Annotated in this window: 12 protein-coding genes; 9 read left to right on the top strand and 3 right to left on the bottom strand. The window is 52.4% G+C overall.

What is annotated here, in order from left to right; translation table 11 throughout:
• Positions 1–25: 25 nt before the first annotated feature.
• Complete coding sequence (locus ACG2F4_RS11280) at positions 26–1,414, bottom strand: efflux transporter outer membrane subunit (protein WP_395260781.1); 1,389 nt, start codon at positions 1,412–1,414, stop codon at positions 26–28.
• A gap of 114 nt (positions 1,415–1,528) precedes the next feature.
• Positions 1,529–3,784: a tetratricopeptide repeat protein gene (locus ACG2F4_RS11275; RefSeq protein ID WP_395260779.1), complete on the bottom strand. Its 2,256-nt coding sequence runs from the start codon at positions 3,782–3,784 to the stop codon at positions 1,529–1,531.
• Between the two features lie 515 nt (positions 3,785–4,299).
• On the opposite strand from ACG2F4_RS11275, the gene ACG2F4_RS11270 reads away from it, so the two are divergent.
• The 5 genes from ACG2F4_RS11270 (at position 4,300) to ACG2F4_RS11250 (ending at position 10,827) form a co-directional block, all read left to right on the top strand.
• The gene (locus ACG2F4_RS11270; protein WP_395260777.1) at positions 4,300–5,004 is read left to right on the top strand and encodes an NrtR DNA-binding winged helix domain-containing protein; all 705 of its coding nucleotides are present in this window, start codon (positions 4,300–4,302) and stop codon (positions 5,002–5,004) included.
• 118 nt (positions 5,005–5,122) lie between these two features.
• A complete protein-coding gene (locus ACG2F4_RS11265; RefSeq protein WP_395260776.1) occupies positions 5,123–6,814 on the top strand; it encodes a ribulokinase in 1,692 nt (563 codons plus the stop codon).
• A 10-nt stretch (positions 6,815–6,824) separates the two neighbouring features.
• Positions 6,825–7,526, top strand: coding sequence for an L-ribulose-5-phosphate 4-epimerase (locus ACG2F4_RS11260; protein WP_395260775.1), 702 nt, complete (start codon positions 6,825–6,827; stop codon positions 7,524–7,526).
• An 83-nt stretch (positions 7,527–7,609) separates the two neighbouring features.
• Positions 7,610–9,112 (top strand): L-arabinose isomerase, encoded by a 1,503-nt coding sequence (gene araA / locus ACG2F4_RS11255; protein WP_395260773.1) that lies wholly within the window; start codon positions 7,610–7,612, stop codon positions 9,110–9,112.
• A gap of 98 nt (positions 9,113–9,210) precedes the next feature.
• Positions 9,211–10,827, top strand: coding sequence for an arabinan endo-1,5-alpha-L-arabinosidase (locus ACG2F4_RS11250; RefSeq protein WP_395260771.1), 1,617 nt, complete (start codon positions 9,211–9,213; stop codon positions 10,825–10,827).
• A gap of 125 nt (positions 10,828–10,952) precedes the next feature.
• On the opposite strand, the gene ACG2F4_RS11245 is transcribed toward ACG2F4_RS11250, so the two are convergent.
• Positions 10,953–11,996 (bottom strand): arabinan endo-1,5-alpha-L-arabinosidase, encoded by a 1,044-nt coding sequence (locus tag ACG2F4_RS11245; protein WP_395260769.1) that lies wholly within the window; start codon positions 11,994–11,996, stop codon positions 10,953–10,955.
• A 496-nt stretch (positions 11,997–12,492) separates the two neighbouring features.
• Between ACG2F4_RS11245 and ACG2F4_RS11240 the strand changes: the two genes are divergently transcribed.
• From ACG2F4_RS11240 to ACG2F4_RS11225, 4 genes are all read left to right on the top strand, one after another.
• On the top strand, positions 12,493–13,125 hold the full coding sequence (locus tag ACG2F4_RS11240) for an RNA polymerase sigma factor (RefSeq protein ID WP_395260767.1): 633 nt from the start codon (positions 12,493–12,495) through the stop codon (positions 13,123–13,125).
• Positions 13,126–13,348: 223 nt separating this feature from the next.
• Positions 13,349–14,449, top strand: coding sequence for a FecR family protein (locus ACG2F4_RS11235; RefSeq protein WP_395260765.1), 1,101 nt, complete (start codon positions 13,349–13,351; stop codon positions 14,447–14,449).
• 33 nt (positions 14,450–14,482) lie between these two features.
• Positions 14,483–17,932: a SusC/RagA family TonB-linked outer membrane protein gene (locus tag ACG2F4_RS11230; protein WP_395260763.1), complete on the top strand. Its 3,450-nt coding sequence runs from the start codon at positions 14,483–14,485 to the stop codon at positions 17,930–17,932.
• A 46-nt stretch (positions 17,933–17,978) separates the two neighbouring features.
• On the top strand, positions 17,979–19,703 hold the full coding sequence (locus ACG2F4_RS11225) for a RagB/SusD family nutrient uptake outer membrane protein (protein ID WP_395260762.1): 1,725 nt from the start codon (positions 17,979–17,981) through the stop codon (positions 19,701–19,703).
• Positions 19,704–19,786 lie beyond the last annotated feature (83 nt).

Raw genomic sequence — 19,786 nt, 5'->3', positions numbered from 1 at the left:
CATTGCAATTGATGGATTATTGCGATTAATTTCCGCTCTCACGAGCTGTTTCAAATGAACCCGCAAGCGCCCGGTACAGGCCAATCCGGTACTCTATTCGTGCCAGTCTTGCGGAAATAAGATCCCGGCGCAACTGCTGAACTTCATCCAGGGCCGTGAGAACATCCAGATAGTTACTGGTACCATTCAGGTACTGCAGACGAAGCTGTTCATAAGCATCGCGGGCTAGGGTGACTTGTTCTTCAATGTGGTCGATACTTTCAGACTGTTGCTGTTCCAGGACCAGCGCGTCTTCCACCTCCCGAAATGCAGTTAGGACCGTTTGCCCGTACTCATATAATCGTTGCTGCTTTACCGCTTCCACGCGATCGACCTCGGCACTGAGTTCTCCTCCATACAGGAGGGGAGCCACCAGGTTTCCTGCGAACGAAAGCGCCCAGTCTTCAAAGAGATTCCCGGCGTTATCAGCAGCGGTGGAAACAGAGGCGGAAAGAGTCAGTCGCGGATATTGATTGCTGATTGCGGAAGCCAGATCGCGATCGGCCGCCTGGAGGCGGTAAAAGGCGCTTTGTACATCAGGACGCTGTCGCACCAGGTTTGTCGGGATGCCGGTGTCTGGCAGGGGAGGAAGTTCCGGCAAGCTGTCGGGGACGGTGACCTGTTGAGCCTGGGGAGAACGGCCCAGTAATACGGCCAGTTGATGTTCCAGCACCTGAATGTCAGCTTCCGCGTACGTGCGTTGTTCGATTGTCGACTCCAGAAGCTGCCGCTGGCGTATAATGTCCACTCCCTGTATCTGGCCGGTTCCCAGGCGATTTTCCAGCAGTTCCAGCACTTGCCGGTTGGTCTCGATCTGTTGTTCAACCAGGCTCCGCTGACTATGTGCCTCCACAAGCCGGTACCACGTGTTGACGATCTCTGCCGACAGGGACAGGGCGGCAGCCTGGTAATCGGTGAATGAGGCTTCGGCGCGAAATTCTTCGGCTTCCACGCTGGAGCGTATGCGCCCCCAGAGGTCGACCTCGTAAACGGAGCTGAGGCCAAGCCCGATATTTTCGCCTGGGGGACCGCTTGTCGCACCGTCGGTTACTTCTCCCTGTGCGGTTGCCTCGAGATCCGGAAAGAGGGCAGAAGATTCACGGTTGACCACCGCCTGGGAGGCGCGGAGCCGCTGCCAGGCGGTTTTTAAGCCAAAATTAGTGGTCAGCGCCGTATCAATCATGGTATTGAGCTTTTCATCCTCAAAAGAGGTCCACCACCTCTCGGGCAGTTGAGGGGTCCCGGTCTGAGAGAAAGAACCGGGCGCATCAACCGGGAGAGTGACCGTTTCCCGTTGCGCGGCACATCCCGAAAAATAGGTCATAGCAGCGAGCAAAAGAATAGTTGACAAAATTACCGAATGATTTTGTGACATATCCTCCGTTCTGTGCAGTTAGGGAAGTCATGTATACCTACCAAAAAATTTCTGTTGGACGCTAAAGGTATATAGTAAATCTATAGGAAGTTTGAAGCGTTCCTCAATCCGGGTCTAATCCGTAATTCTGCTTTTAACCATGTTCAGAAGCTGGGAAAACCGCTGGTTCTGCGGATACAGCGTTGTCAGTTTTTCGGCATAGGGCAATGCTTCCCGGTACTGGTTCTGCTGAATATACAGCGTACAGATCCCGTACAGGTATTCGGCATTTTGAGGGGCCAGGCTTATCGCCTGTTTATATACTTTTTCTGATTGCTCCGGCTGGTTTAATCGCTGCAGTGAAATAGCCCAGTTGTATCGGACGCGGTGGTGATCGGGCATCAGGGAGGCCGCCCGCTCAAAATGGGGCAGGGCCTGTGAGATCTCTGATTGTTCCGCCAGTACAAGAGCCAGGGAATAATGGGCCGGCCCGTATGATGGTTCCTGTTCGATAACTTTTTCCAGGAGCTGTTCAGCTTCCTGGTTTTCCCCGATCTGATTGTAGAGGTATGCAAGGTTTATCCGCGCGGGGTTGAAATAAGGATCTTTTTGAATCGCACTCCTGTAGGCGCTGATCGCTTTTTCCGTTTGGCCCTGGTTCTCATAGAATTGCCCCAGGTTCATCTGTCCCTGGGGAAAATATTGATTGGTCTGCAGGTACTCACGGTACTCCGAAATTGCCTCGTTGAACGCCTGCTTGAGGTTAAATGCAATATCCTGTACTGAAAATTCAGCCAGTCCCCGGGCGGCCCCCAGCCTTACCGCACGGCTCGAGTCATCCAGCGCATCCTGCAAAGGGACCTGTTTCATTTCTGCAGGAAGTGCGGCCAGGGCTCGCACGGCACTGTTGCGGACCAGCGCACTTTCATCGGTGGTGTATTGTTCAAGAATATCCAGGCTTTCGCGGGTGCCAAACTGCCCGAGATACCATGCTGTTGTTGCACGGACGATGTCATTTTGGGCCGTGTCAGAGATTACTTCCTGAAGTTCAGGAATCGTCTCGGGACCCAGCGAGTCGGCGCGGAGAAAGGTTTGGGAAAAATGGTTGGGGCGGTCTGGCCCATACCACTGTTCTATGCTGTTGGCGGCCCACTCGGCCGACTGATCGTCATGGCAGTCGTTACACGCGTTGGGGTTGCCGAACTTCCGGGTCAGGTCGGGCCGGGGTACCCTGAAGCTGTGATCCCTTCGAAAGTCGACCTCCATATAATATCGGCCGGGCATATGGCAATTGATACATTGCGAGCTCTCGGTGTTTGGTTCGTGAAAGTGATGCTCCCGGCTGTTGTATCTCGGTTCGTGGCACTGCATGCACAACGTATTGTCGGTAACATTTTGTTTCAGCTGCAGCGTATGGGGATTATGGCAGTCCACGCATTCCACCCCCTGCTTGTACATTTTGCTTTGCAGGAACGACCCGTAAACATAGACTTCATCCCTGATCTGGCCATCGGCGAAATAGGCTTCGGGGTGTGGCAGGGTGGGACTAAAATGGTCCAGGAACGCTCCGTTGTGATCATATCCCGGGGTCAGCTTTTCCCGCAGGGCGTGGCAGGGCGCACACTGGTTGACCAGATCCACCTGCCCGGTCTGCCCCGTCATCTTCAAGTCGTTGCGGATTCGGTCTATGGTAGCCTCCCGAGCCTGTTCCGACTGCATGAACTCAACATGCTCCTTGCCGGCCCCGTGGCACGACTCGCAGCTCACGTTGATGCTTGACCAGGTGGTGTGAAAGGAATCCGCCTCGGCGATGTAATTTTGCTGAAGATTGGTCGAATGGCAGTCGGCACACATCGTATTCCAGTTCATCGCGCCACCGGTCCAGTGCAGCCAGTCGCCATGTTGTATATCCTCATCAGGATTCAGGGCAAACCACTCCTCTTTTTCCGTATCCCAGGCGATATTCAGGGCCTGGAATTTTCCTTTGCCAAAGTCGATCAGATATTGCTGCAGCGGTTCCCAGCCAAAAGTATAGGCTACCTGATAATGGTTGTTCTCTCCGTCAGGTCCCGGGGCTTCTACCATAAACTGATCTGCCCGGCGGTAAAAGCGGTATTGCCGCCCCCGGTGCGTGAACGTTACATCGTCAAAATTTCCCAGCACATATTCATCAGTGGCTTTTTTCATGGCATAGTCGTGGTGAGACCCTTCCCAGTCTTCCACCTGTTTTTGGTGGCATGAGCCGCATGTTTCAACTCCGACAAATTGGGCAGCTTGAGAATTGTCTGCAGCAGATGTTTTCTCCTTGTCTGTTTGGTGGGAACAGCTATAGGAGATTCCAAGCAGCAAAAAGATGGCTATCACAACTAATAAAAGGAAAGTACGATTCATCAAAAAAAGATTATATCTGTCATTTTCGGACCGGGTTTAATCTATAGGGAAAAAAGATGTAAGTCCAAGTCTTATTTCCAGGAGAGAGCCGAGAGCTTTTTTGAAAATAAATTTTTAGCTTGAATTCCCAAACAGAACCAGCTTGGTATGGGCCTGGACAAAGCGGGATTTTTACAGCGACGCGTTCCAGCCCGTTTTCTTTGCTCAATTTGGGGCTATTGTTCACCCCAAAGGTCCACTATGAATGACCAGAATGGAATTTTCAAAAACCGTGGGTTTACGCAACCTGTACAGGTTTGTTGTTTTTTAATTTCAGTAATAATTGAACTTACATTTGAAATCCATTATTGTCGTAGAGTTGCGAAAACGACCGCATTGTTGATATCCGGGGGTGGGCAAGCTGCAGAACGTAATCCATCTGGATGATGAAAGCCGGTATAAAGGAAGATTTTGCAAAGGATAAAATGCAAAAACGCAATCAGAATAACAGCAGTAATTAAGCAGTACGAATACGTATGAAAAACCATTATAAAGAGCACGATCGAATTTTAGTGGCCCTGGACTGTATTATTTTTGGGTTCGACAGAAATGGGCTGAAACTGTTGCTTGTCAAGCGGGATTTTGAACCTGAAAAGGGCCGATGGTCGCTGATGGGAGGCTTCCTGAAGCGGGAGGAGAGCCTGGATGAGGCAGCTCACCGCATTTTGCACAAACTGACCGGGCTTAAAAATGTATACCTGGAGCAACTCTACGGGTTCGGGGAGGTAGACCGAGACCCGGTGGAGCGCACGATTTCGATTGCCTATTACGCGCTGATCAATATAAAAGATCATGACAAGGAGCTGGTGGAGGAGTATGGCGCCCGCTGGTTTCCGATTGAAGATCTGCCCGACCTTATTTTCGATCACTCCGAGATGGTGGAAGCGGCCAAAGCGAGACTGAAATACCGGGCCTCCCACGAACCGGTCGGGTTTGAACTGCTGCCCGAAAGATTTACGATGCCGGAGCTGCAGATCCTGTATGAGGATATCTATGAAACCAAGCTCGACAAACGAAATTTTCGCCGCCGCATACTTTCGACGGATGTGCTGAATAAAACGGATGAAAAGCAAAAAAAATACTCCAAAAAGGGAGCCTACCTCTACGAGTTTGACTGGGAAAAATACCAAGACAAGGTGGATAATGGCGAAAGTCTGACGTTTAAACCGCTGAAATTTTAAATTGGATCAATTTTTTTGATAATTTCTTCATCAAAATTTAAAAAGCGTTATACTTACACTTATTGTTGGGATAGGCTGCTGTTTAACATTTTCAGTAAAATATAAAAAAGGATAACAGATGGGATCTGACAAAGGCTGCGTTATTGGCATTGATTACGGGACCGACTCGGTACGGTCGGTGATAGTGGACCTGGAAGGAAACAACCTGGCGGAAGCGGTACACCACTATTCCCGCTGGGCGAAGGGTAAATACTGCGATAGTACTAAAAACCAATTCAGGCACCATCCGCTGGATTACCTGGAAGGGCTGGAGAACACGCTCAGGGAAGTGTTGGGCGCGGTTCCAGAAGAAGTTGCTCAAAATGTAAAGGGTATTTCGGTGGATACCACCGGTTCCACGCCGGTTGCGGTAGATAAGACGGGAAGACCACTGGCCCTGACCGACGAGCACGCGGAAAACCCCAATGCGATGTTCATCCTTTGGAAGGATCATACCGCCGTCAGGGAAGCGGAGGAGATTACCGACCTGGCCCGGTCGTGGGGTGGTCCCGACTATACGAAGTATGTCGGGGGAATCTACTCCTCGGAGTGGTTTTGGGCTAAAATGCTTCACACCCTGCGCGGGGATCCCGCTATTCGCGAAGCGGCCTACTCCTGGGTGGAGCTGTGCGACTGGATTCCCTACGAGCTTACCGGGGGGACGGATGTTCACCAAATGAAGCGCAGTCGCTGTGCGGCCGGGCACAAGGCGATGTGGCACGAGGAGTTTGACGGGTTGCCCGGTGATGAGTTTTTGACGAAACTTGACCCGCTGCTTTCCGGGGTACGCGAGCGACTTTACGAAGCAACGTTTACCGCAGATGAGCCGGCCGGTACGATTTCGGAGGAATGGGCTGAAAAACTGGGGCTGCCTGAAGATGTTGTAATCGGGGTCGGGGCGTTTGATGCCCACATGGGGGCGGTCGGCGGAGAGATTGAACCCTATTTCCTAAGCAAGGTGATGGGAACCTCGACCTGCGACATCCTTGTGGCGCCCTATGAGGATGTGCAGGAGAACCTGGTGCAGGGCATCTGCGGCCAGGTGGATGGTTCCGTTATCCCGGGAATGATCGGGCTTGAGGCGGGGCAGTCGGCTTTTGGAGATGTCTACGCCTGGTATAAAAACGTGCTTCTGGCCCCCTTCGAAACCCTGGTTGGGGAGTCCGATATACTCTCTGATGAGCAGAAGGAACAGCTGCTCAGCGAAGCTGACAATCAGCTGATTGCCCGGCTGTCGGAGGGCGCCGCAAAAATCGGTACTGTCGATACCGGTATTTTGGCCCTCGACTGGCTTAACGGTCGCCGAACCCCGGATGCCAACCAGCTGCTCAAGGGGGCTATTGAAGGACTGGATCTGGGGAGCGACAGCTACCGTATTTTTAAAGCGCTGGTTGAGGCTACCTGTTTTGGTGCCCGGGCTATCGTCGAGCGGTTTGAGGAGGAAGGAATCCAGATCAACGGGATCATTGGTCTCGGCGGGGTGGCCAAAAAATCACCCTACGTGATGCAGACGCTGGCCAATGTGCTGAATATGCCGATCAAGATTGCCAAATCCGACCAGGTCTGCGCCCGGGGGGCAGCCATGTTTGCCGCCACCGCCGCCGGTCTTTTTGACGATGTTACCGAGGCGAAAGAGGCGATGGGCAACGGATTTGGTAAGATCTACCAGCCTGAATCCGGGAAAGTCGAGGAGTATGAGGAGCTGTACCGCCGATACAAGTCGTTCGGTGATGCGATCGAATCCAGAATTCAAAATCAATACAAAAACTAGCCGTTTCTCCATGAGTGAATTTAGCGAACTTAAAAAAGAGGCGTATGAAAGCAATATGCGCCTGCCGGAACTGGACCTGGTGCTGTTCACATTTGGCAATGCCAGCGCCGTGGACCGGGATCGCGAAGTGTTCGCCATAAAACCGAGTGGCGTTCCCTATGATGAGTTGCAACCGGAAGATATCGTGATCGTTGATTTTAACGGGAATGTAGTGGAAGGGGAGATGCGTCCCTCCTCAGACACTGAAACCCACGCGGTATTATACAAGCACTGGCAGCATATTGGCGGCATCGTACATACGCACTCCACATACGGCACCGCCTGGGCGCAGACCCAGCAGGATATCCCGATCATGGGCACTACACATGCCGATCACCTGACCCGGGATATCCCGTGTGCCCCGGTTATGAGCGACGAGATGATTAAGGGAGATTACGAGGAGCAGACCGGCTACCAGATTATTAATGCGTTCGATGATCGTGATCTTTCGTATGAGGAGGTCGAGATGGTGCTGGTGGCCAACCATGCCCCGTTTACCTGGGGAAAGACGGCGGAAAAGGCGGTCTATAACAGCGCGGTGTTGGAGGAAGTGGCCAAGATGGCGTACATTTCTCTCCAGATTCGCCCCGATGCACCCCGGCTGAAGGAGACCCTTATCCGGAAACACTGGGAACGCAAGCACGGCGATGACGCCTATTACGGGCAGGAGTGACCGAGGCAGGGACGGGATAAATGTGCTTATTGTCCGGCCGATGAAGATGTTGATATAATTTTTTGAAAATATAAACACTATTTATGAGTCAAGCGCAAAAAGAGATCTGGTTTATCACCGGCAGCCAGAACCTGTATGGTGAGGAAGCATTGAAGCAGGTAGAGATCCACTCCAAAAAGGTAACGGCCGGACTTTCGGAGCGCACTCAATCTCCCGCAAAAATAGTCTTTAAATCAGTACTCACCACCTCCGGCGCCATTCAGCGTTTATGTCGGGAAGCCAACAGCTCTGATAGCTGCATCGGGTTGATTACCTGGATGCACACGTTTTCGCCGGCCAAAATGTGGATCGCGGGTCTCAAAATTCTAGACAAGCCGTTCCTGCACCTGCATACCCAGTTCAATCGCGATATTCCGTGGGAGGAGATTGACATGGATTTCATGAACCTGAACCAGTCGGCCCACGGGGGCAGGGAGTTCGGTTTTATAAATACGCTGATGGGGATCGACCGGAAGGTGGTTGTCGGCCACTGGCAGGATGCTGAAGTGATCAATGAGCTCGACACCTGGATTCGGGCAGCGATCGGCAAAGATGAGCTTACCAACATGAAAGTGGCCCGTTTTGGAGATAACATGCGGAATGTGGCCGTTACCGAGGGGGACAAGGTAACAGCACAGGTCCAGCTTGGAATGGATGTCAGGGGCTATGGCGTGGGCGACCTGGCTGAACATGTAAACGGGGTTTCGGAGCGTGATCTTTCAAACCTGGTTGACGAGTATAGAGAGCAGTATGAGATCGCTTCCGATGACCTCTCCGACGATCATTTTAGCAGTGCGATCGTTGAAGCGGCGCGCATTGAACTGGGGATCAGGGCGTTCCTGGAAGAGGGCGACTTTCGCGCTTTTACCACTACATTTGAAGACCTGCATGGTCTCAAGCAACTGCCGGGACTCGGCGTGCAGCGCCTGATGCAACAGGGCTATGGATTTGGAGCCGAGGGCGACTGGAAGACGGCGGCCCTGGTACGGGCGACAAAAGTGATGGCGGAGGGGCTGCCGGGAGGCACTTCGTTCATGGAGGATTACACCTATCATTTTGAACCCGGCCGGATGCAGGTGCTGGGGGCCCACATGCTGGAAATATGTCCCTCGATAACAGAAGGAACTCCTTTACTGGAGGTACACCCGCTCTCTATCGGCGGCAAAGCGGACCCGGCGCGACTCGTGTTTGATGCCCCGCCCGGCGATGCCCTGAATGTTTCGCTGATTGATCTCGGAAACCGGTATCGCCTGCTGGTGAATAAAGTGGAAGCCGTTGAAATGCCCGATCTCCCAAAACTGCCGGTCGCCCGCGTGTTGTGGAATCCCAAACCGGACCTCAAAACTGCGGCAGCGGCGTGGATCCTGGCGGGCGGGGCCCACCACACCGCATACAGCCAGAGCCTGCGGGTGGATCATATTCGCGATTTTGCCGAGATGCTGGGAATTGAATGCGTTGTCATTGATGAAAGTACCGATATCCACGATTTCAAACTGGCATTGAGATCGAACGAGGTGTACTACGGCAGGTATAAAGGAATTCGATAGACGTACCGTCCGATTTCAAATGTATTTTACCCAGGATTTCCTTCCAAAAAAGTCACGGGTGCCCGTTCTCGCTTCACCTACAGGCAGAAATGGAATATATGAAAGCAGTAAAGTCCACACTGATCCTTTTTTTGGCGCTGGGGCTTTGCCCTGGTTGTGGAGACATCAGTACTGGCACAGGGAACGACAATGAAGCTGGAGAACGGGAAGAGGAATACGAGGGGATTATTGAGGATTTTGAGGGTCCCGCTTATCCTGATGACTATACTTCAGTCTCTTCATGGGACGATCGTTCAAAATGGAATCTGGCGAACGTCCATGACCCAACGGTTATCAAGGACGGCGATTATTTTTACATGTATCAAACGAACGCTTCCTACGGCAATGTGCACAAGGGACATGGATACTACCCGTACCGCCGGTCCAAAGACTTGGTTAACTGGGAGTTTTCTGGCACCGTATTTCCTGATGCTCCTTCATGGGTAAAGGATTCCTTAAACAGCATAAGGGCTGAAATGGATCCTCCGTTGCCTCCCATCGAAGATCCCGATTTTGGCTTCTGGGCACCTCATGTAACAAAAGTAAATGATACGTTCAGGTTGTATTACAGCGTGGTCACTATGAATCCGATTACCGGAACGGATGATACCGGCTCCTGGACGGAGCGGGCCTTTATCGGGCTGGCAGAATCTGCGGATCTGGCTGCCAACAACTGGGAAGACAAGGGCATGGTGATCCACTCTGTGGCAGATGGGGAGGCGTCCTACCAGCGAAACGGAGGCTCAGACTGGAGTACTTATTTCAAATACAACGCCATTGACCCATCGTATGTGGTCACCCCCGGGGGAGAGCACTGGCTGGTATACGGTTCCTGGCATTCGGGAATTGCCGCCGTCCAGCTCGATCCTGCGACCGGTAAACCGTTCGAACTAGATAGCCTGGAAGATTACGGGGTCAGAATAGCCGGTCGTGGAGATGTGGCTTCCAACAGGTGGCAGGGGCTTGAAGGTCCGGAGATTATATATAATGGAGATACCGGATATTACTACCTGTTCCTGGCCTACGATGAGCTGTCCGTGGCCTACAATACCCGCGTGGCCCGATCTAAAAGCATTACGGGTCCCTATTTGGGCATCAATGGGGACAATGTTACCAAAGGAGCAGAGGCGTGGCCCATGGTAACGCATCCCTATAAATTTGACGGTCACCACGGGTGGGTGGGCATATCTCACTGTGCGGTTTTTCAGGACCCGGAGACGGGGAAGTGGTTCTACTCATCCCAGGGACGCTTGCCGCCGGAGATCGGGGGAATCAACGTCTCAAATGCTGTAATGATGGGGCACGTAAGAGAAATATACTGGACTGAAAGTGGCTGGCCGGTGGTTGCACCGGAACGTTACGCCGGGGTCCCGGACATCGCAATAGATGAAGAGGATATCGTGGGGACCTGGGAAGAAATTATCCTGGACTACCAGTATAAAACCATGCAAAAATCATATATGGTGAGGTTTAATGAAGATTATACGCTGGGTGGTCAACTGAGGGGTACCTGGTCTTATCATCAGGATTCCCGAACGCTTACCGTAAATGGTACAGAGCTTATTGTAGACACTGCGTGGGATTGGGAGGCTTCACCACGCCATACAACCATAACCTACACCGGTCTTATCCACTCCGGGCGATCGGTCTGGGGAAAGAAGGTCCAACGGAAGTAGAATACCGACGTACGACAGTCTATAAAACCCTTCTATGAACAACTAAACTGGTTAAATGGTTTTAATCCCGGGCCGTAATGGAGTGTATAGGGTAGCGTTGTTTGTAGCTCTGGTATAGGTAGGTATCAGTCGGGCGTTACCCGGGGCCATCCCTCCTCATCCCATTCCATTTCCAGCATTATGAGCTTTGATCTCCCTTCGTCGGAGAGGTCATACCCGTGGACCACCAGGTAGTCGGTGCCGTCAAATGTGTAGGCCGAATTGTGCCCGATACCGGCCCAGTTTTCGTTGCCCTTGACCACAAGCGTGCCCCCGCCGTGTCGCATATCCCTGTTGGTCCGATCCAGGTATGGACCAGTAATATCTTTTGAGCGGCCAACGACTACTTTATAGGTACTTTCTTCGCCAGCGCAGCATCGATCCCAGGATACAAACAAGTAATAAAACCCGTTCTTTTTGAAGATAAACGGGGCTTCAATATCGCCATTTTCGCTATCTCCCGCATCGCGTTCATCGAGCTTCCAGTAGCGGTGCCGGGAAGCGATGGTATGCCATTCGGCCGCGGTATCAACAGCGACCTCCGTGAGATTATCCTGCAGTTTCACCAGTTTTATCCCAAGCCAGTATGAGCCAAACGTGAGCCACGGGGTTCCCTTGTCGTCAATGGCAAGATTGGGATCAATGGCATTCCACATGTCACGGCCGGGTACCGATTCCACTACAGGACCGTGATCCACCCACCTGAAGTCGGGATCATCGGGGTGCAGTGTGTTGTTGGTTGCCACCCCTATGGCCGAAGTGTTTTTCCCAAACGAAGAGACCGAATAGTACAGGTAGTAGGTGCCGTCGTGATAGGCGATATCCGGGGCCCACATGTGGTTGCGGAAATCCGGGACAACCTGGTAGGTCCAATGGGGCGCTTCGTCAAAAACACGGTTCTCTTCAGTCCAGTTCTGCAGGTCTGGCGATGACCAAACGGAAATACCGCGTCCTGTCTCAAACAGGTAGTAGGTCTGATCCTGTGAAATCATGACGGGATCGTGAACAGGTATGTTCCGATTTTGAGCCAGCGCTTCTCTACCGGCAATACCTAGTAAAAGCCCGCATAAACAGTAGAGAAGGAGTGATGAAGGTACGGATTCCATGAGTGCATTATCCCTGTAGTTCATTACACTGCTCCTTTCAGAAGTAAGTGAGAATGTGTGTTCAGCAAGATTGGGCAAAACAGTTTGGTAAGGCAAGCCCTGAGCCTTTTAATTGCCCGATGATGGCATTTTCGGGACTTCGAAATCCTCATTTATGAGTTCTAAACCATGTGTTCGAAATCACCCAAGCTTTTGAAACTGGTCAAAATCCTGGTGTTGCAAAGCTTCTAAGTGTCAGTCGCACGCCTTTTGAGTTAGCCAAATATCACAACACTATCAAGCAGGGAAAGCATTTTGATTCCCGAAAGAAGGTATTTGCCTTGAAATTGACAGGAAATTTGATAAATTGTTTACCACATGCTTAAGGGTAATAATTACACTTAATTGTAAATGTTCCCTTTCGAGTGGTGCTATTACCTTGAGTTTCTGTTTCAAATTATGGGAAGGACAGACTCAGCACAGAAAAAGGATTAGTATTTATTAAAAGGGGATAGATGAAAGTGGAACTGGGGAAATCAGTATGACCGACAGGGAAAGGTGGAGGCAGTTAAAAAAAGGGAATCGCAGTGCACTCGAAGCGTTATTTCGGCAATACTATGACGATCTGTTTCGGTATGCGGTCAAATTTTGCGGAAGTGAAGTGGTAGCTGAAGATCATATCCAGGATCTGTTCCTGAGGATCTGGAAGAAGAGGGCAAATCTGGGGGATGTGACGGGGGTAAAGACCTATCTTTGGACCGCCCTGCGAAGAAGCCTGATCGATCAAATCCACAAGGAGTCCCGGCGGTCAGATATTTATACAGAGTTTGGAGAGGAGACAAGCAGTATGCAGTTTGCAGTGGATGAGATAATTATCCAAAGAGAGAAAGACCGCGCAAAACGGGCAGCGCTAAAAAAGGCGATGGATGAGTTAACACCCCGCCAGCGGGAAATCATATACCTTCGCTATTATGAAGGAATGACATATGAAGAAATTGAGTCGATTACCTCCCTGAATTACCAGACCCTTCGAAACTATGTCTGCAAGTCGTTGAAGATCCTTGACGGGGTAATAAACAGTCCGGCAAACGGAATACTGTTGACCACCCTGGCTCCCTTCCCGTTAATATCGTTGATATGTTGTGTGTCGCACGTATTGATGATGGTACACTAATACTGTCGTTTCATGCACAACCGATCGCTCACCAGGCATGGCCACAGGGTAAAATCTTTCTTTGTATTCCATATTCCTGTTCAATATTTCTATTTAAAAAGTTTGTTTAGATAGATTCAGGCCACGTCATTGCAGGAATTTCCCGAACCAGATTTTTTCTGGTACAAAACAGTTTGCCACCCGTCTATTTGAGTGAAATCCCCAAACAACAAAAAACAGGACAGTGAACAGTCAGAAACATACCATTGAAGAACTGCTGGAAGATGCCTCATTCCGAAAGTGGGCTCAGGGTGAGGCTTCCGAAAATCAAAAAGAATACTGGGACAACTGGGTCTCGGAGGCGGAGGAACACCGCGAGCTGGCGCGGGATGCCATGCAGGAGATAGCGGGATTCAGCCTTGATCCAACAGTCAGCCCAAACACCGAGAACGCCTGGAACCGGTTTAGTAAACGGCTGAACCGGGAGGGGAAGAAGATCAGTCGCGGAACGGTAAAAAAGAGCGAAAGAGGAAATGTTGATCTCAACTGGATTTACCGGATGGCCGCGGGATTTCTCATCATTCTTACAACCGGCCTGACGGTTTATTTTGGGTATTCAGGAGATAACAGCGAGCCGCAATCAGAAAATGTATTGACAAGCCACAGGGTTACAACCAGCTATGGAGAACAGAAAACCATAAAGCTGGGAGATGGATCTGTAATAAACCTGAATGCCAATTCCGAGCTGGTTTACAGGACCAATACCGCAAATCCGACCAATATCAGTGTTGAATTGGAGGGAGAGGCTTTTTTCAGCGTCCCCGAAAGGACCAGCCGTGACGAGTTCCCATTCAGGGTTATTACAGATGACGGTTTTGTGCAGGTTCTGGGGACGGCGTTTTCAGTTTCCACCAGGGACGAAAAAACACAGGTTGTGCTGGAGAAGGGCAGCGTAGAAGTTACCTCGTATCAGCCTGCCCGACAAAAACAGCGCCAGTTGATTTTAAAACCCGACCACATGGCCGAGTTTGATAATGAAAGTGATACTCTGATAGTGCGATGGGTCAATACCGATGTATACACTTCCTGGAAAACCGACGACCTGGTCTTTGATCACACCCCGCTGCCGGTGGTGCTGAAAAGGCTAGAATATACCTTCGGGGTAACGATAAAAATCAAGGATCCGGCGCTTAAACAGCGGACGCTCTCCGGTACTATCGAAAACTCAAAAATGGATGTGATACTGTCAACATTGTCTCAAACTCTGTCCACACCTGTTAAGATTGATGGGAAAACAGTCTACTTGGGGGAAGAAAACAGGAATAAGACAAGTGCCCATAAATAAATCAACATAACCATAACCGAAATAAGGGAAATTATGAAAATTCATAATGATACAATATTCGGAAGGGTATCAGCAGGGATTTTGTGTGCCATTTTGCTGGGAAGCATGCTCATGGTCTCACGATCCGTTGCCCAGGTACCCTCGCAGGAACTTTATACGTCAAAACAGCTGAGTGCCAGTACCTTTTCTGTCAGCACCATAAAAATGCTTTCGCTTGAGGCGGCCCTGACTGAGATACAGAAGAGCTACAACGTCTCTTTTCTGTATGATTCGGACATACTGAAAGGAAAATATGTGAGGGCATCCCTGCTTCAGGCTGACAGCCTGGGACAAATGCTGGGCCGGGCTCTGAGCAGGAACGGGCTTACCTATTCGCGGGAGTCGGAGCAGCAGTATGCCATAAAAAAGGCCTCCTATATTCGGACAAATAATTTCAAGAAGGCGATTCGCCTGGAAAGTGTAACCGGTACCGTCAGGGACGCCAATACCGGTGAATCACTGCCCGGCGTGAACATTCTTGTCAAGGGCACGACAACCGGGACATCCACAGATGCGGAAGGCACGTACTCCCTGAATGTACCCTCCCTGCAGGATACGCTGGTGTTTTCCTTTATCGGGTACCAATCTCAAGAGGTTCCCATTCAGGGTCGCACCGAGATTAACGTATCCCTTGAAGTGGGAGCCATTTCGGGTGAGGAGCTTGTCGTAGTCGGTTACGGCACGCAGCGTTCGGAGAATCTTACCGGTTCAGTAGCGTCAGTGTCGGCTGACGAGATGGCCGAAATCCCGGTTCCGACGGTCACACATGCATTGCAGGGGATGGCTCCGGGTCTACAGCTGCTGGACGGAGGAAACCGCCCGGGACGCAACGAGCTGGATCTGCTGGTGCGCGGGCAGGGTACGCTTGGTCGCGGTGACCCCGGCAGCGCCGGAGCTTCCCGCCCCCTGGTGCTTATAGACGGACTTGAAGGGGACCTTTCCACCGTCGACATGGATGACGTAGAAAATATTTCAGTACTGAAGGATGCAGCATCGGCGGCGATCTACGGCTCGCGTGCGGCAAACGGCGTAATACTGGTCACCACAAAGCGTGGATCGGCCGGCTTGCAGGTCGATTACAATGGATACATGGGAATGCAGGATATAACAGCGTGGCCGGAGCGGGTGGATACCGAAACGCACATGCGGCTCGCAAACCTGGCCCGGGAGAATCTTTTGAACTGGTGCCTCGATGGTCGCGATCCCAGCCAGACCCCGGCAGAGTGCCGAAGTAATCCGAGTTATGCACCCCGATATACGGATGAGTATATCCAGAATACGATCGCCGGAACAGACCCTGACGCCTATCCGGACAACGAGTGGGTGGATGCGATCTTTGACCCGGCGCCAATCCAGGACCACACGCTGCGCGTGTCCGGGGGAAACACCGATGCGCGTTATGCACTTTCGCTTAACTATATGAGTGAGGACGGCATGATGGCGAACACCGGAACCGACCGGTACGGAGTGCGCCTCAATACTGATTTCCAGATGACCGACCGGATTTCGGGAGGCCTTGACATCTCGGGCAGCCGCCGGTGGGATATCATTCCCGCGGAAAACTGGGCTTCAACATTTTATATCGTCCATGACACGCCGCCGACACGCCGGACCCGCTATTCCGACGGAACCTACGGCTTGAACCTGTTCGGTCGCAGCCCGTTGGCTTCTGCCGAAGTAAGTGGTGACGAACAGCGAGTGTTCTGGGAAGGCAAAGTTACCGGTCGGCTGGATATCGATATTCTTCCTGGATGGGCGGAGCTGCAGACACTCGCCTCCTTCGACTACGGAAGTATGGACTGGGAGCTGTTCCGCACCGATCCGGATCTTATCGAGGAATATCCCGAAGACGGGTACTACTGGGGACCGAGTTACGGCGAGAACCGCAGCAACACGGAGCGTCAGTCTACACTACGGGCGATGATCGACTACGGCCACACGTTCCTGGAAACGCACGAGATCTCCGGCGTGGTCGGCTACGAGCAGATTCAGTATAATTTCGAGGAGTTCCGGGCCTCGCGGGACCAGTTCTACAACAACCAGCTGCGTCAACTCAACATGGGGAATCCCTCGAATGACGGAACGGTGGGATACGGCAGCGAGTGGGCGCTCCGCTCGGTATTTGGACGGTTAAACTACGAACTGATGGATCGTTACCTGTTTGAGTTTAACGCCCGTTACGACGGGTCGAGTCGGTTTGCCGAGGGCCATCGCTACGGGTTTTTCCCCTCATTTTCGGTCGGCTGGCGAATCGCCGAAGAACCGTTCTTTAACGTGGACTGGGTGGACGAACTGAAACTGCGCGGCTCTTGGGGCGAGCTGGGTAACCAGGATGTGCCGCTGTACTCCTACTACTCGTCGATTGACCTGGGTATCCCGTACTACCTGGGCAACTCCAGTGGTCCGCAGGCCGTGGGCGGGGCTGCTACAGACCTTGTCAACAACGAGCTATCGTGGGAGACGACCACCGTCATCGACGTGGGTTTCGATGCAGCCTTTTTCGATGATCGCCTGACTCTCACGGGCGATATTTATCAGCGACGCACAGAAGATATTCTCCTGAATGTCCCGGTTCCCGACATGGTCGGCCTGGGCGCGCCATACCAGAATGCGGGCATCGTTGAGAACAGAGGCTGGGAGCTGGCTGTTGGCTGGCAGGATCAAATCAACGAAGTTAGCTACGGAATCGACTTCAACCTGTCTGACAACCGAAACGAGGTTATCGACCTGGTAGACACGGGACCTTATGTACTGGGTGGCGGACTCGACCGTCACGTGGTCCAGGAGGGCAGCCCGGTCAACGCCTGGTACGGCCTGGAGGCGGATGGGCTGTTTAACTCGTACGAAGAGATCGACAACCACGCCCAACCTGCCGGCTGGGTAACCCGCCTGGGGGATATCCGCTTCAAAGATCAGAACGGCGACGGGGCGATTAATGAAGAAGATCGCGTGGTGATCGGCGATCCCAATCCGCGCTATATCTTTGGTGTGAATCTTAACATGGGATGGAGAAACTTCGATTTCAGCGCATTTCTGCAGGGAGTTGGCAAGCGTGACCAGTACCTGGGACTTGGCTTTGCCCAGGGTCCGGTATGGGAGAATTATACCTCACAATGGCATAAAGACTACTGGACCCCTGAAAACACGGATGCCCGTCATCCCGCGTACTACTCCAACTACAACCGGAATTATTACACAACGAACTCCTGGTGGATCCTGGACGGGAGCTTTGTGAAGCTGCGCAACGTCCAGCTTGGCTATACCCTTCCACAGGATATTGTCAGCCAGGTCGGCATTCAGCGCCTGCGGTTGTATGCAACGGGTAAAAACCTTTGGATGCATCAAAACCTGGGTATCGGCCTGGATCCCGAATACCCGTGGACGACCGGTGACTACTATCCGCAGACGAAGGTGATCAGCATTGGCGCCAACATTAGCTTCTAAAACGACCAGGATTATGACTTTCAAGACCAAGAAAAGGACTTCTAAGATGACTAAAGCAATCAATAAACTGTTTTGTAGCATATTGGCTCTCGGTATCGTTCTGGGAGCGACGGGATGCAGCGAAGACCTGCTGACGACGGTACCGAAAGACAGGGTCTCCTCGGCGACCTTCTGGTCGACCGAGCGTGATTTTAATACGGCGCTCAATGGAGCGTATGACCGGATGTTCGGTGTCAACCTCGACCCGATGTACTTCGACGGTACCACGGAGATCGGCTATTCACACGCCGACTGGATGCGCCAGCACGAGTACGTCATGGGCCGTGCCAACGCCCTTTCCGGCTGGTCGGCCGACATGTGGGACCGAACCTTCACCGGGATCAGTCGTGCAAACGAAATTCTTGCGCAGCTCGATGCCCTGGAAGAGGGCGTACTTTCTCCTGAAGCCGTAGACCAGATTCGGGGACAAGCCCTGTTCCTGCGCGGTTACTTCTACCACGAGCTGCTGTGGATGTTTGGTGAAGTGCCTATCTTCACGAGCGTCCCTACGGTAGAGGAGGCACGTCAGGTAAGCCGCTCTTCAAGGGAAGAGGTGTACAACCAGATTACCTCTGACCTGTCTCAAGCTGCGAACCTGCTGCCGACGAGCTGGAGTTCCAGCCAGTTTGGCCGTGCCACCCGGGGTACTGCACTGGGATATCACGCCCGCACGGCACTCTACGAAGCGGGCTGGCAGGAGCATCACGAAGGAAATGCAGCGCGCGCCGATGAGATGTATCAAACGGCTGCGGATATGTCACGGGCCGTTATCGATCTCAACGAGTACAGCCTGCACCCGGACTTCCGTGAGCTTTTTACCTACGCCGGTGAGCAAAGCAATGAAATTATCTTTTCCTACCAGAAAGTCTCCGGCCAGAATGGATGGCACGCGTGGCTGGGCTTTGCCCCCAAGTCGATGGGCAGTAATGTCGATGTAGAACCGACCCGGGAACTGGTGGACATGTTCCCGATGGAGGATGGGCTGCCGATCGATGAGTCGCCACTGTATGATGCATCTCCGCCCCGCATCACCTACGACGGCGACGGCAACCCGACGGTAGAAACGCTGGGCATGTACGCCGACCGGGACCCGCGGTTCTACGGTACGGTCCTGTTCCCGGGCGGGGAGTTCAATGGAGCTATCTACAACTCCTATCCCTCCTGCAGCAGTGGGGCGCCCGACGGCTACTGCAGTCCCACAACCGACCGGATTTTGTTAACGGACTACAACAACACGTATACTGGCTATATTGCCATGAAATATGTGGATCCGGAAGACCAGGCGGCCCCCACCAACAGTGGCCTCAACATCATCAAAATGCGATATGCCGACATCCTGCTGATGTATGCAGAGGCGAAGGCTGAGCTGGATGAGCTGGACAACTCGGTAAATGAGGCGATCGAGGAGGTGCGTGACCGCGTCAACCTGCCGATGCCTCAGGATGTGACCGCGATGTCGCAGGAAGAGGCGATTGAGTTTATCCGTAATGAGCGAACGATAGAGCTGGCCTGGGAGGGCCTGCACCTGGCGGACATACGTCGCTGGGGAACTGCCGAGGACGTGCTGAACGGCAATGTTCACGGTATCGACATCGCTGACGGGGAGGGCAATTTTGCCCCGGTGCCCGGGCAGCATACGCGCTCGTTCGAGACTCCCCGCGATTACGTCTGGCCCATACCGGCAAGTGAGCGGGATCTTAATCCCAACTTGTCACAAAACCCGGGATACTGACAGGAGACCTTACCAGCATTTAAAAACCGGGTAGTTAATTATACCCACTACCTACAGGGGCTGCAGGCGGTAAACGCCTGCAG

Source organism: Halalkalibaculum sp. DA3122 (assembly GCF_043951865.1).
Lineage (GTDB): Bacteria > Bacteroidota > Rhodothermia > Balneolales > Balneolaceae > JAMQKA01.
This window is presented reverse-complemented; position numbering and strand designations above follow the sequence as displayed.

Coding starts and splice junctions, on each gene's coding strand:
- ACG2F4_RS11250 (WP_395260771.1), top strand. CDS start 9,211: ATGAAAGCAGTAAAGTCCACACTGATCCTTTTTTTGGCGCTGGGGCTT.
- ACG2F4_RS11245 (WP_395260769.1), bottom strand. CDS start 11,996: ATGAACTACAGGGATAATGCACTCATGGAATCCGTACCTTCATCACTC.
- araA (WP_395260773.1), top strand. CDS start 7,610: ATGAGTCAAGCGCAAAAAGAGATCTGGTTTATCACCGGCAGCCAGAAC.
- ACG2F4_RS11230 (WP_395260763.1), top strand. CDS start 14,483: ATGAAAATTCATAATGATACAATATTCGGAAGGGTATCAGCAGGGATT.
- ACG2F4_RS11280 (WP_395260781.1), bottom strand. CDS start 1,414: ATGTCACAAAATCATTCGGTAATTTTGTCAACTATTCTTTTGCTCGCT.
- ACG2F4_RS11240 (WP_395260767.1), top strand. CDS start 12,493: ATGACCGACAGGGAAAGGTGGAGGCAGTTAAAAAAAGGGAATCGCAGT.
- ACG2F4_RS11260 (WP_395260775.1), top strand. CDS start 6,825: ATGAGTGAATTTAGCGAACTTAAAAAAGAGGCGTATGAAAGCAATATG.
- ACG2F4_RS11270 (WP_395260777.1), top strand. CDS start 4,300: ATGAAAAACCATTATAAAGAGCACGATCGAATTTTAGTGGCCCTGGAC.
- ACG2F4_RS11275 (WP_395260779.1), bottom strand. CDS start 3,784: ATGAATCGTACTTTCCTTTTATTAGTTGTGATAGCCATCTTTTTGCTG.
- ACG2F4_RS11225 (WP_395260762.1), top strand. CDS start 17,979: ATGACTAAAGCAATCAATAAACTGTTTTGTAGCATATTGGCTCTCGGT.
- ACG2F4_RS11265 (WP_395260776.1), top strand. CDS start 5,123: ATGGGATCTGACAAAGGCTGCGTTATTGGCATTGATTACGGGACCGAC.